Source organism: Bradyrhizobium lablabi (assembly GCF_001440475.1).
In the GTDB taxonomy this organism is placed as follows: domain Bacteria; phylum Pseudomonadota; class Alphaproteobacteria; order Rhizobiales; family Xanthobacteraceae; genus Bradyrhizobium; species Bradyrhizobium lablabi.
Window position 1 is genome coordinate 40,233 of the sequence record NZ_LLYB01000058.1, and the last position, 12,313, is coordinate 52,545.

The window sequence follows — 12,313 nt, forward strand, 5'->3', positions numbered from 1 at the left end:
AAAACTGCCGCTGATTTGGGGTGAAAAGGAAGCAGTATATTTTTCGGCCGACGACTGGACGACCCAAATCAGCTTGAATCTGTTCGCGAAATTAGATTTTACGCGCAACGCTCGTGACAACCGCATCAACTGGAAATTCCAGCGCGGGCCGGCGCCAACGGCGGCCGCAAAAGCGCGCGAATGATGAGCGGCACCCCAACCGCCATGGGTATCAACCAGTACATGAAATGAGGCAGGTCCTTCCAGAGCGGCAGTTGCCTTCCATTGTCGACGTAGAAGGCGACCAGCATCAGAACGTATGACAGGCCCATGCCCGCGATATGGAGCCTGACCCAGCCCCACCAGCGCCGCCGGAGCGCTGTGCGCCCAATCCAGGCGCAAGCAAACGACATCACTCCGAGAATGAACAAGTGATAGTTCTCGTTCCAGCGCATCAGTGACAGGAACGTTGCAGACGCAGAGAGTGCCAGCAGACACCAGAAATAAATCGTTCCAAACTTCGAATGACGCCCGCGTCGCTTCTTACTCAACATCGCGATTGCGCCGATCGCAACGCACGCAAGACCGAGGGGAATGTGCACGGCAAGAACAACAGCCAGAAAGACCGGGTCGGTCGAAGGAATTTCGATTCCCGCAACGATGGTGATTTCGTCGCCGGTCATGGCATTCGCTCACCGGTGCAATTGATCGCCGCCCGCGCTGAAGAATGCGGTCGTTTGACCGCAAAAGCAGCAGCGCCACACGCCATGCAAAGCACGCAGCCGCCGATCAAGACGGCGAATTACAACTACATTACTAGTTTTATAGTTCTATTGCTGCGGTACAGCGCAATTGAGAGTTATTGCCCCGCGCGCCGGCCAGACTTGTTCGAAATTGGCCTTCGCCTCTTCGCTGCTGCAGCAATTCGGCTGGTTAGTCGGAGATGGCAGATGACGAATGGTTCCTCACGTTTCATGTCCGCCGGCATCGCCGCAACCTTCGATGGCATATCGCCTCCGGCACATCGTCGGACTTGAATTGGCCGCGATGCCGACCGCATTATCGGCGTCAGGGGTGCCGAGCCAGAGCGCCCTCACTTGGGAGGATTCAGATGAAAGCATTCACATTGGGTGCGGCGATCGCACTTGCGTTTTCAACAGCCGCCCATGCGCAAGCTCCGACCTGGACGGTGCCGACCGAAAGCCAGCGCTGTCCGTCGAAATGGGGCGCGGCCGACGAGCGCGGTTCGGCCAATCATCAGAAGCCGGCGGCGGTGCTGAACGCCGCCAAGCTGATCAAGTCCGGCGAGGTGATCGAGCTGGCGCACGTGCTCGGCCCCAGCATGGCGTTCTTTGGAACGCGGCGCTTCGACGTGCATACCAAGCGCACCTTCATGAACCAGTTCTCCAACATGCGCGGCTCGAACGAGGAGATCGTCATCACCGAGCTCGGACAGGTCGGCACGCAGTTCGACGGCTTTGCGCACCAGACCCATCTCAACAGCTGGTACAATTGCCAGAAGGTCGACGAGAATGCCGACCGCTCCGGTTTCAAGAAGTTCGGCATCCACAATGTCGGCGCGCTGTTCACGCGCGGCGTGCTGATCGACGTCGCCGCCTTCAAGGGCGTCGAGATGCTGGAGGACAATTACGAAATCACCGTCGAGGATCTCGAAGGCGCGCTGAAAAAACAGAACCTGACGCTGCAACCCGGCGACGCCGTGATCATCCACACCGGCTGGGGCAAGCTCTACGGCAAGGACAATCCGCGCTACGTAAAATCCTGTCCCGGCATCGGCGTACAGGCCGCGCTCTGGCTTGCCACGAAAGACCCGATGCTGCTCGGCGCCGACAACTGGCCGGTCGAGGTCGCGCCCAATCCGGACAAGCAATTGTCGCTGCCCGTGCACCAGATCGCGCTAGTGGTGAACGGCATCCACCTTTTGGAGAATCTCAAGCTCGATGAGCTCGCGCAGAAGGGCGTCGGCGAATTCGCCTTCGTGATGCAGCCGCTCAAGATTCAGGGCGGCACGGGCTCCACGGTCTCGCCGATCGCGGTGAGGTAGCGAGTAGCCCGTATGAGCGGAGCGATATGCGGGCTACGCTCTGTCAACCAGATCGTGCAAATCGACACCAATGACGTCATCATGCGTTAACGATGCGCGCAAGGGCCTCCTTAAGGTTGCGTCCGGATAATGCTGCCAACCATTGCCGCAAGAGTTTTGCATGATCCCCCGCCCCTCCGTCATCACCGCGCTGTTCTGGGCTTATTGGGACTTGTGCCATGCGCTGCGCAAGACGTGGCGCCTGGCCCTGTTCGCCTTTCTGATCCTTTCGGTCGGAAGTGTTGCGGCCATCGTTGCGCCGAGGCTGCTGACTTATGATCCGCTCGGCCAGGCGGCGCTGCGGCTGGCAATCCTGATTGGACTATGTTTCCTGCTAACGCCGTTTTTTCTTTCCGTCCATCGGTTCGTGCTCCTCGGCGAAGAGCCAACGCGATACGAGTTCAAACCGTCCAGTTCGCGGTTTCAGTTGTTCTTCGGCTTACTCGCCGTGAGTGTTTTTCTGATGAATTTTCCATCGACGCTGAGCGCTCTCGCGGAGGCGAGCCATCCGCTCTATCATTTCGATCGATCATCCTCCTTTGATTTCCCTGTCGTGATGGCGCGTATTGTCGCCTGGGCCGTGATCCAGCAGTTGCTCGTGCTTTTTCCGGCGGTGGCTGTCGATGCGCCGGGAGCGAGTTGGCAAAATGCAATCGGCGATACACGTAGTCAGTTCTGGTTTGCTGTTGCGGTAACGATCCTGCCGTTCATTCCAATCGGATTGCTCGGCGTCGCGGTCGTATCCCTGCTCCGCTTCTCGCCGGGGAGCCTGAGCGGATTGGTCGCTGGCCTGCTGTGGCTCGGCACGATTCTGCTTATTGGATCGACACTCGCTGCCGTGATCGCGTCACGTCTCTATCAAGTCATCGGCAACAGGCTGAACACGCCGTTGCGATAAGGGGCACACGCCCACGCCTTCCGTGTCGCCCTAGCCGGAAGTAGGGTGGCCAATATCCCACCCCTTGCTACAGTTGCGGACAACCTGCCGCTCATCCTTGACGCGCGTTACAACGGCGGGACGATTGCGCACAAGGGAGAACGCAGATGGGCAGGCTTTCGAGCAAACTTTCCTGGTCCTGGTGGCCACGCGGCAAGAATCGATCCGCTGATGACGGAGCACTTCCGTCAGAACAATTTGACGGCGGCGATCGGCGCCAGGTGCTGCAGGCACTCTCCGCCTTGGTCGGCGGCGGCGCGCTGGCCGCGGTGTCGCCATCAGCCGAAGCGAAAGATGCGAGCGAGCTGCCGCCGCCCAAGCGTGCCCTGACCGGCCGCAACGAGGCCGGCAAGTCGGTGTTCAAGTCCTTCGACGTCACGAGCAAGGTGGTGGAGATCGATGCCAATCCGGGACTGACGTTCTATGAGCTCTACAGGACGGAGGGCGTGCCTGCCCTCACCGGCCTGGAGCCGGACCCGATGCTGCCGGGGACGAAAGGCTTTCCCGGCCCGGGCGGCACGATTTTCCGGCTGATTTCATATCCGCCGAAGCGCCCCGAAGGCTACAAGCCGCCGCCGGGCGTCACCTTCGAAAGCGGCTTGAAAGAGTTGTCGGACAAGCTCCCCGGCATGGGCGACCATTTCGATCGCAGCGCGCCGGGCATGCACACCACCGACACCATCGATTATGGTGTCGTCGTTCGCGGCGAGATGACGCTTGAACTGGACGACGGCGAGAAGGTCCATCTGCGCCAGGGCGATTGCATCGTGCAGAACGGCACGCGGCATCGCTGGCGCAATCCGTTGCCGGAGCCGTGTCTAATGGCCTTCATCTCAGTTGGCGGCAAGCGCGGCTGAGGCCGTATCCGACCAATGCCTAATGGAACAAGACAGCCGGCGGTATCATCATGGGTTGCCGCCGCAAGGCCCTCGCCCAATGACGGGAAAAAGAAGGGATGATCGCATGACGCCAGATGGAGTTGCCTTAGCTGCCGTCGTCATCCTGCTTTTTCCGATGGGTTATTTCTTCCTGGCCTCGCCCGCCTTTCTGCTGGTGAAGCTCGACATTCCGCCGGTCACTCAGCTCCTGCGCGGCATGTTCAGTGCGCATTTCCTGATGACGAGCATCGCCGGCGTGATCGGGACGCTGGTTTTTGCGGCAACCGGCCGGCTGGGTTTCGCCGTCGGCGTCGGCTTGATCACGGCGTACGCGCTCTGGTCGCGGCGCTGGTTTCTGCGGCAATGGGATGTCCAGCTCAACGCCAGGGACGCCGGCGATGCCGATGCGGTGCGCCGGCTGCGGCGGCTGCATTGGGGCGGCATGCTTTCCAATGCGGTGCAGCTCATCGCCGTCGTCGGCAGCATTCCCTATATCGCCGCGACGACCTAGCGCGACTGCCGCTTGCGGCCTCATTAGATATTCTCCCGCGCGGAAAAAATCCGGTTGCATTGTGCGTTGACTCGCCTGCAAATCATTGAAGCACACCGAAATTTTTGCCCGATGCGCCAAAGTGTCCCGGTCTCCGCGGATGGCAGTAACCGGGCGATGCGATACGCTCCCTGAAAAAACAGGGAGGAATCATGTCCGCGAAATTCAATCGCCGTCACTTCATCGCCGCCGGTGCGGCTGCTGCCGCAATGCCGTTGCTGTCGCGCGGCGCATCGGCGCAAGCCGGGTGGCCGTCGCGGAATATCCGCATGGTCGTCAGCTACCCGGCGGGCGGACAGACCGACCTGCTGGCGCGCGCCTTCGGCGATTTCATCACCAGGCAGGTGGGCAAGACTGTCGTCATCGAAAACAAGGCGGGCGCCTCCGGCTCGATCGGCGCGGCGGAAGTGGCGCGCGCCGAGGGCGATGGCCACACCATCCTGTGCTCGATCTCGACCACCTACGTCATGAACCGGGTGATGATCAAAAACCCCGGCTACGACATGGACAAGGATTTGACGCTGGTCAGCATCATCCCGGGCGCCGGGCTATTGCTGGTCGCGAGCCTGGCATCCGGCGTCAAGACGCTGGACGATTTCGTCGCGTTCGCGCGCAAGAAGGGCCAGGTGAATTTCGGCACCTATAGCGCGGGCTCGGCGCCGCACATGACGATCAACGAACTCAACAAGCAGTATGATCTCAAGATCGAGCCGATCCACTACCGCGGCGAAGCGCCGATGTGGACGGGCCTTTTGGACGGCACGCTCGATGTCGCGATGGGCAGCTACACGGCCGCGCAGTCCGTGCTGGCGGGCGACAAGGGCGTCGTGTTCGCGGTGCATACGAAGAAGGTCGACGCGATCCCGAACGTCAAGACCCTGCCCGAACAGGGCGCGAAATCGAAGTTCTTCACCATCAGCGGCTTCACCGGCTGGGCGGTGCCGAAGGCGACGCCGCAGCCGATCGTCGACCGGCTGTCGGAACTCTTCGTGGCGGCCAATGCCGATCCGAAGGTGAAGGAGGTTCTCTCCACCTTCGCGCTGGAGCCCACGCTCGGCTTCAAGGAAAGCAATGCGCTCTATCAGCGCGAATTGCCGACCTGGATCGAGAGCGCCAAGGCGCTCGGCCTGGAGCCGGCGTAGGAGGATAGCCCTCCGCGTCTCACTTCGCGAACGGGTTGACCCAGCCTCTCTGCCCCGCCGGCGCGCGGGGCGGATAGGCGGCTTCGAGATAGCTCAGCACCTTGTCGCGATCCTTGTCGTCGAGCGGCGGCATGTTATGGCGGCGGACCATCAGGTCGATGGAATCCTCCCACTGCGCGCGCGTCATGCCTTGCTGCGCCACCAGACGAAAACCGTGGCAGGCGGTGCAGGCGTAGAAGGTCTCCTCGCGCCCTGCGCCGGCCGCAAACTCCTCCGGGCTTTCGTCGCGCGGCGTGAAAGTTGTTTGCGCCGTGGCCGGCACGATCCAGAGCGCACCGGCCACGGCGAACCAGATAAGGCGCTGCATCATCCGACCAGCACCGCAATGCGGTGCATGGCGTTACCGCCATAGCCTTGCGGATTCCAGAAGCCGGCCTGATGCGGCTGCATCGCGCCCTTGGAGTCGGTGGCGCGCGCCCAGATCTCGAAATAGCCGTCGGTCGGCAGCTTGACGGTCGCGATCCAGCGCTGCCAGTCGTACTTGTTCTTCGGCTTCTCCAGCGTGACGCGCTGCCAGCTCGCGCCGAAATCCAGCGAGACGTCGACCTGCTTCACCGTGAGATCGCCGGCCCAGGAGGCACCGCGCAGCTTCAGCTCCTTGGTGCCGGCGGCGAACTTCGCGCCGTTCGCGGGGTTGGTGATGATCGAGCGCACCGGCATCGATTCCAGGATACGGAAGTTCGCCGGATCGGCCTTGCCGCCGGGCACCATCGGCTTGATCGCCGTGCGATAGGAAAACTCCGTCATGCCGGGGCCGTCATGCTCGCGGTCGCGGATCGTGATGCGGGTCAGCCATTTCTGCGAGGCCGAGCCTGCCCAGCCCGGCACGATCAGCCGCACCGGCCCGCCATGGATGTTCGGCAGCGGCTTGCCGTTCATGGCCCACACTATCATCGTGTTCGGGTCCATCGCCTTCTCGATGCGCACGCCGCGCGAGATGGTCGGTTTGGAGGCGTCGCCTGACAGATGCAGATCGGCCGCATAATGCGCGGTGTATTTCGCTGACGGCTTGAGGCCAGCCTTCTTGAGGAGATCGGCGAGCGGCACGCCGGTCCACTCGGCACAGCCCGCGCCGCCATTGGTCCACTGGTTGCCGCGCGCCGGCGGCGAGAATCCCGCGCGGCCGTTGCCGCCGCATTCCAGCACCATGCGCCGCGTCACCGCCTTGTACTTCGATTTCAACTCGCCGAGTGTGATCTCGATCTTGTTGTTGACCTCGCCGTCGATGGTGATCTTCCAGGCATCGGGATCCTTCGCCTCCTCCGGAATCTGTCCGTTGTTGCGGATGTAGAACTTTTCGATCGGCGTGGTGTCGTCGTCGAGCAGGCTTTCCGGCGTCTCCGCGACCAGCGGCTTTTCGCCGAGCACGACGAGCCCTTCGTTCTTGCCGGGGAATTTCAGGTATTGCGGTCCCTTGGCTGCGGGCGCAGCAGCCGGTGTGCCCTGTGCATGCGCCTGCGGAATGCCGATGCCGTCGCGCGAGAACGGCATCGCGCCGCCGATCACGGCGCCTATTGCGGCCAACCCCGTGCCGCCTAGAAATCTGCGCCGGCTGGTTTCGAAATGGCTGCCATCAGCCACATTGCCCTCGGTTTCCCGCGCCATGACGTGCTCTCCCTTTGTTGCCCGCCCCCGGGCTTTCTTGGCCGGACTTCCCCTTCCGGGAATCCAACTGGGACGAGTATTTGCGTTTTGCGCGCGTGCTGCAAGACCGGCAAAAAGTAGCTACCGTGGCATAGCGTCCGCGCCATCACCGCCTTCCTCAAGGCTCTGGCAAGACGATCGCGTTTGAATATCGCTATGCCGATGGGTCGCGCCCGCGCAAGCCGGGCGGCTCCAGTTGGGCAAGCTCCTCTCTCAAACGAGGCCAGCCGTTAGCTACCATGACTGTGCTCAGGATTCCACGAAGCGAAAAACTGACCTCAAAAATCTCGCCAGTCTCCGCCTCCAGCTCGAAGCGGGCTTTAGGGTCCTCCTCGGTCGACGGGTCGGTTGTCATGCTGCGGCCCAACACTATCGTCGGCAGTCGCGTTCGCTTCGCCATTAATACCTCACATAAGACAGCGGATTACGCTTCCGCCTTCACTCTTCGAACTACGGCGGACGGGTCGGTATTCCGTCCTCCGAGCTACTAGCCAGCTGCGCAGCGATCTCGCACTCAGCCCTTGCGGGCTTTGCTGAGCAGGTAGTTGTCGTAATAGTTTTCCGCGATCTGCGTGTAGAACAGCACTTCCTTCATGTAGGCGTCGTGGCTCTCTTTCGTCTTCTTGAACAGCGGGCTTTTCTCGGCGATCTCGTTGAGATGGTCCTGCGTCGCCTGGTAGCAGGCTTCCATGACCGGTTGCGGGAAGGCGCGCAGCTCTGCCCCGCCCGCGACCAGCCGCTTCAGCGCGGCCGGATTGACGCTGTCATATTTCTCGATCATCCACGCGCCGGCCGCGGCTCCTGCCTGGTTGAGGATCGCCTGGTACTGCTTGGGCAGCGCGCTCCACTTCTCCTCGTTCACCACCATGTGCAGCATGGCGCCGCCTTCCCACCAGCCGGGGAAGTAATAGTACTTCGCCACCTTGTAGAAGCCGAGTTTTTCGTCGTCATAGGGGCCGACGAACTCGGCGGCGTCGATCGATCCCTTCTCCAGCGCCGAATACACTTCGCCGCCCGCGATCTGCTGCGGCACGATGCCGAGCTTGGCGAGCACATGGCCGCCCATGCCGGCGATGCGGAATTTGAGGCCCTTGAGGTCGTCGGGCGTCTTGATCTCCTTGCGGAACCAGCCGCCCATCTGCGTGCCGGAATTGCCGCACAGGATCGCATGCGCCTTGAACGGTTTTAGCGCCTCGTTGCAGAGCTCGGCGCCGCCGCCGAACGACCACCACGAACCCTGATGGCGGTGATTCATGCCGAACGGCGCGCCGGTGGCGTAGGCCAGCGCGGGCTCCTTGCCGATGTAGAAATAGAGCGGGGTCTGGGCGATCTCCACCGTCGCCGTGCTCACGGCATCGAGCGCCTGCAGGCCGGGCACGATCTCGCCGGCCGCAAAGGTCTGGATCTGGAATTTGTTCTCGGTGGCGTCAGCCACGTATTTCGCAAAGGTCTGCGCCGTGCCGTAGATGGTATCGAGCGATTTTGGAAAGCTCGAGGTCAGCCGCCACTTGATCTCCGGCGAGCCCTGCGCGATCGCGGGTGCCGCCACCAGCGTCGTCGCGCCGACAACGGCGCCACCCTTGAGGAACGTACGGCGTTTCATGATGTGCTTACTCCGTTAGATGCACGTCCATCGGCGCGGGGCAATGCGCCTTCCGGGACTATTCGGGCCTGATCATAACGGACTTCGAGGCATGGGTGGAAGCGCCAGCTGTGAAATTTCGGCCCGTCCACGATCCTGGCGATCACTTTGCGCTCGGTGCGCATCCCGATGCCGACTTTCGTAGTGACACCTGCAAAGCCAAGGCGTAGTTTTCCGGCGTAGTTTTCCAGAGCGCTGATCAGCGGGCAAAAAAGCCTGATCGAAAGAGTCCAAATGGTCTTGAGGACCGCCGACGGCAGATCAGAAGATCATTGCCATCTGCAAGGACGGCGAGCTGACCTGGCACCCAATCGCGAGGTCACGTGAGGCAGCTACAGGCGAGCGCAAATGGGGGGTCTCTCGAAGAGGAGGAGCTTCCATGAAACTTCGCACAAATTTGGTTCTTGCGGCCGCACTTGCCGGCGTCGTCATCATGGTTTCCACGCGCATCGCAGCCGCTGAGCCCACCGGCAAGATCACCATCCTCTACGACGCCTTCGGCACCGATCCAGCGATGAAGAAGGATTGGGGCTTCTCCGCACTGGTGGAAATATCGGGCAAACGAATCCTGTTCGACACTGGCAACGACCAGGACATCTTCGCAGCGAACATCAAGGCGAAGAACGTCGACCTCACCAGCATCGACTTCGTGGTTCTGTCACACCGCCACTCCGATCACATGGCCGGGCTGAACCATGTGCTGAGCGTAAATCCGACGGTGAAAATCTACGCGCCCAGGGAAGGATTCGGAATTTATGGCTCGTCGCTGCCATCGAGCTTCTACCGGAAGGATGAATCCTTGCCGGCCGAGATGCGCTACTACGACGGCAAGCCGCCCGAAGTCATGAAATTCGGCACCGCGTGGCAGCGAGCCAATATCGAGCCTATAGACAAGACAACGGAAATCGCCCCAGGCATCACGTTGATAGCACTTGTATCGGATGCACCCGGCACGAAGGAGCTCAAGGAGCTGTCCCTGGCCGTCAACACCGCCGACGGCGTCGTGCTCGTGATCGGCTGCGCGCATTCGGGGATCGAAAATATCCTCGAGGCCACCAAGGCCATAAATCCCAGAATTCGCTTGATCACCGGCGGGTTCCACCTCGTCGTCGCCTCGGACGAGACCATTGCCAAAGCCGTGGCAGCGCTCAAGGACACGTTCAAGGTTGAGAGCATCGCTCCGGGCCATTGCACCGGCGAGCCGACATTCGCAGCATTGAAGCAGGCTTTCGGTGACCGATACCTTTATGCGGGTGTCGGCACTTCGTTGCCGTTGGGACCAGGTGTGGGCTCTGTCGGACGACGTGGCGAGGGACCGGCAATCCAGGAGGATGATTTGGCCACCTATCGGAAGCTGGCCCAACGGGAAGACCCGTTCGGCATCCTTCGGGCACGGCAGCAAAGAACGAGGCTTTCGCATCTCTGAGCGTGAACAACCATGCGTCAGAGCGACCTCTGCCGATCGCCCTGAATGATTGGTCTGCACGCTAGCTGTGAAACTTCAGCCCGTCGACGATCTTGTCGATCACCTTGCGCTCGGCGCGCATCGCGAGCCCGACCAGATTGAGCTCGGCTCGGATCACGGCGCTGACGACCTCGCGGTTGGCCGCGTCATGCGTGGTCTTGAACATGTCCTCGGTATAGACCGCGGGCGTGACGTTGCGGGCGAGCGCCCGTTCCAGTGCGCGGGAGAGTGCCGGGCGGTCGGCGCCGTAGATCAGGATCGGCTGGCCGATCAGCGACAGATATTTGGTGCCCGACGCGTCGCCATAGGGCTCGCCGATGCAGTCGGGGAACGATGCGGCGATGCCGCCGGCGAGGAACGAAGCGACGTTGAGTTTCTGCCAGGCTTCGAGATCGGTCCGGATCACGACCGCGATCTTGGTGTCGAATTGCATGAACTTCCCCAGAGGTGTCAGGTGCTCATTCGGCCGACATCCTGTGCCGGCCGAAGGCAGCCTCACTGTTTATCGCTATTTATTGCTGACGGCGATACTCGGCCGGCGTGACGTTCATGTGCCGGCGAAACACCCGGTTGAGATGGCTCTGATCGGCAAAGCCGCTCAGAAGGGCGATCTCCTTGAGCGGCAGACGATCTTTACGCAGATGCTGGCACGCCCGTTCCACTTTGCGCTTCAGGACATAGGCATGCGGCCGGGTACCGTAATGCGCCTGGAATTTGCGCGCAAACTGAACCGAGGTGCAGTTGCAGATGCCGGCCAACTCCTCGAGCGTGATGTTCCGGAAGATGTTCTGCTCGATGTAGTCTTCGATCATCCGCGCATGGGCCGGCCTGAAACGTCCCTGCGCACAGGGCAATTTGAACTGCACGGAGGCGTATTTTCGCAGGATGTGCACATTGGCCTGAAGCGCCAGCGCGTCGTAGCAGAGCCGCCCGCCCGGCCCTCCGGTGGCCACCTCCTGCACCATCTGATCGCTGATCCAGGCCAATACCGGATCTTCCGCGCGCACCAGGTCATGGAGTTCAACGCGCTCCGCGTCGCGGTCGAAGGCGTCGCTTGCCGTCTTCATCATCAGCGCGGGCGAGATGTAGAAATGAGACACTTCGATATCGTGTCGCCATACCCAGTTCGAAGGCTCCGCGCGCGTCAGCAACGTCGTCACGCCGCGGCCGACGTGATCCTGCTTCCACGGCCCGCTCACGCGGCGGTTCATGGATGTCGCGCCTTCCCGATAATTGACAATCAGGTAATTCTCAGCCCCCGGGACCAGGATCTCGGACGGCGCGTAGCGGAACACCCTCAGGCGAAACTCCGGCATGCCCGTCGCCGCGCTGTCCAGCTTGAGTTCGCCGCCGGCATATTTCGGAAGCTCCTCCACCGTGATCAATCGGCCCATCGCGTACCTCCCACATCTGGAATTTTGGGGCGGTTGACCGCTCTATTCGTTAGCCAGACGGCGGCGGCGAGCATACGAGTGTTTTGCAGTTTGCCAAGGGCCAATACAGACGGCGTTCCAAGCGCCGCCATTTCGTTCAAAGGAATGCGGAATTCATCCAAGCCGCGACCGCCGGATGGCCATTAGCTTCCTCATCCAACACGGATAAGAGCAGGCAATTCAGAAGAGACGCGAGGCTTTTAGCGTCCAGCCGCCAGTTCTGCCGTGACCGACACCAGACACGCCGTCCGTCTTGCGACGGGCGAACGATGTCGCGTGTCTTTCAGCAACAAATGCCAATGGAGGGAAGCATGACTCAAGCAGCAACAGAGCAACGGAAAGGTAACGGGACGCAGAAGACGGCGAGCTTCGATGCCGTGGTCATCGGAGCCGGCGTCGCCGGGCTTTACCAATTGTACCGCCTGCGTGAGCAGGGATTGAACGTGAGAGTAATTGAATCCGCCTCCGGCGTCGGCGGC

The 12,313-nt window shown here is 61.4% G+C and carries 14 protein-coding genes; 8 read left to right on the top strand and 6 right to left on the bottom strand.

Translation table 11 applies throughout. From position 1 onward, the window contains the following. Nucleotides 1-184, top strand: a 184-nt coding sequence (locus tag CQ14_RS45260) for a hypothetical protein (RefSeq protein WP_210183158.1), incomplete at its 5' end; no start/stop codon positions are given. On the opposite strand, the gene CQ14_RS12390 is transcribed toward CQ14_RS45260, so the two are convergent. Next, a complete protein-coding gene (locus CQ14_RS12390; RefSeq protein WP_057858162.1) occupies nucleotides 126-662 on the bottom strand; it encodes a DUF2306 domain-containing protein in 537 nt (178 codons plus the stop codon). The two genes, CQ14_RS45260 and CQ14_RS12390, sit on opposite strands and share 59 nt — an antisense overlap. 428 nt (nucleotides 663-1,090) lie before the next feature. On the opposite strand from CQ14_RS12390, the gene CQ14_RS12395 reads away from it, so the two are divergent. The 5 genes from CQ14_RS12395 (at nucleotide 1,091) to CQ14_RS12415 (ending at nucleotide 5,590) form a co-directional block, all read left to right on the top strand. Next, nucleotides 1,091-2,044: a cyclase family protein gene (locus CQ14_RS12395; RefSeq protein ID WP_057858163.1), complete on the top strand. Its 954-nt coding sequence runs from the start codon at nucleotides 1,091-1,093 to the stop codon at nucleotides 2,042-2,044. Nucleotides 2,045-2,204: 160 nt separating this feature from the next. Continuing rightward, complete coding sequence (locus CQ14_RS12400) at nucleotides 2,205-2,981, top strand: hypothetical protein (protein WP_057858164.1); 777 nt, start codon at nucleotides 2,205-2,207, stop codon at nucleotides 2,979-2,981. A gap of 146 nt (nucleotides 2,982-3,127) precedes the next feature. Further along, nucleotides 3,128-3,877: a cupin domain-containing protein gene (locus CQ14_RS12405; protein WP_245320312.1), complete on the top strand. Its 750-nt coding sequence runs from the start codon at nucleotides 3,128-3,130 to the stop codon at nucleotides 3,875-3,877. 106 nt (nucleotides 3,878-3,983) lie between these two features. Then, on the top strand, nucleotides 3,984-4,409 hold the full coding sequence (locus CQ14_RS12410) for a hypothetical protein (RefSeq protein WP_057858165.1): 426 nt from the start codon (nucleotides 3,984-3,986) through the stop codon (nucleotides 4,407-4,409). 191 nt (nucleotides 4,410-4,600) lie between these two features. Then, nucleotides 4,601-5,590: a Bug family tripartite tricarboxylate transporter substrate binding protein gene (locus CQ14_RS12415; RefSeq protein WP_057858166.1), complete on the top strand. Its 990-nt coding sequence runs from the start codon at nucleotides 4,601-4,603 to the stop codon at nucleotides 5,588-5,590. 19 nt (nucleotides 5,591-5,609) lie between these two features. On the opposite strand, the gene CQ14_RS12420 is transcribed toward CQ14_RS12415, so the two are convergent. The 3 genes from CQ14_RS12420 to CQ14_RS12435 form a co-directional block, all read right to left on the bottom strand. Further along, the gene (locus CQ14_RS12420; protein ID WP_057858167.1) at nucleotides 5,610-5,960 is read right to left on the bottom strand and encodes a hypothetical protein; all 351 of its coding nucleotides are present in this window, start codon (nucleotides 5,958-5,960) and stop codon (nucleotides 5,610-5,612) included. Then, nucleotides 5,957-7,255, bottom strand: a complete 1,299-nt coding sequence (locus tag CQ14_RS12425) for a sulfite oxidase (RefSeq protein ID WP_057858168.1) — start codon at nucleotides 7,253-7,255, stop codon at nucleotides 5,957-5,959. The genes CQ14_RS12420 and CQ14_RS12425 overlap by 4 nt, the downstream gene beginning before the upstream one ends. A gap of 553 nt (nucleotides 7,256-7,808) precedes the next feature. Next, on the bottom strand, nucleotides 7,809-8,897 hold the full coding sequence (locus CQ14_RS12435; RefSeq protein WP_057858170.1) for a TRAP transporter substrate-binding protein: 1,089 nt from the start codon (nucleotides 8,895-8,897) through the stop codon (nucleotides 7,809-7,811). A 553-nt stretch (nucleotides 8,898-9,450) separates the two neighbouring features. On the opposite strand from CQ14_RS12435, the gene CQ14_RS12440 reads away from it, so the two are divergent. Further along, on the top strand, nucleotides 9,451-10,362 hold the full coding sequence (locus CQ14_RS12440) for an MBL fold metallo-hydrolase (protein ID WP_245320313.1): 912 nt from the start codon (nucleotides 9,451-9,453) through the stop codon (nucleotides 10,360-10,362). Nucleotides 10,363-10,423: 61 nt separating this feature from the next. Here the strand turns inward: CQ14_RS12440 and CQ14_RS12445 are convergent, their stop codons facing one another. Next, on the bottom strand, nucleotides 10,424-10,834 hold the full coding sequence (locus CQ14_RS12445; protein ID WP_057858172.1) for a DUF2000 family protein: 411 nt from the start codon (nucleotides 10,832-10,834) through the stop codon (nucleotides 10,424-10,426). A 79-nt stretch (nucleotides 10,835-10,913) separates the two neighbouring features. Next, nucleotides 10,914-11,795 (bottom strand): AraC family transcriptional regulator, encoded by an 882-nt coding sequence (locus CQ14_RS12450; RefSeq protein ID WP_057858173.1) that lies wholly within the window; start codon nucleotides 11,793-11,795, stop codon nucleotides 10,914-10,916. 350 nt (nucleotides 11,796-12,145) lie between these two features. On the opposite strand from CQ14_RS12450, the gene CQ14_RS46115 reads away from it, so the two are divergent. Continuing rightward, nucleotides 12,146-12,313, top strand: a 168-nt coding sequence (locus CQ14_RS46115; protein WP_245320318.1) for an NAD(P)-binding protein, incomplete at its 3' end; no start/stop codon positions are given.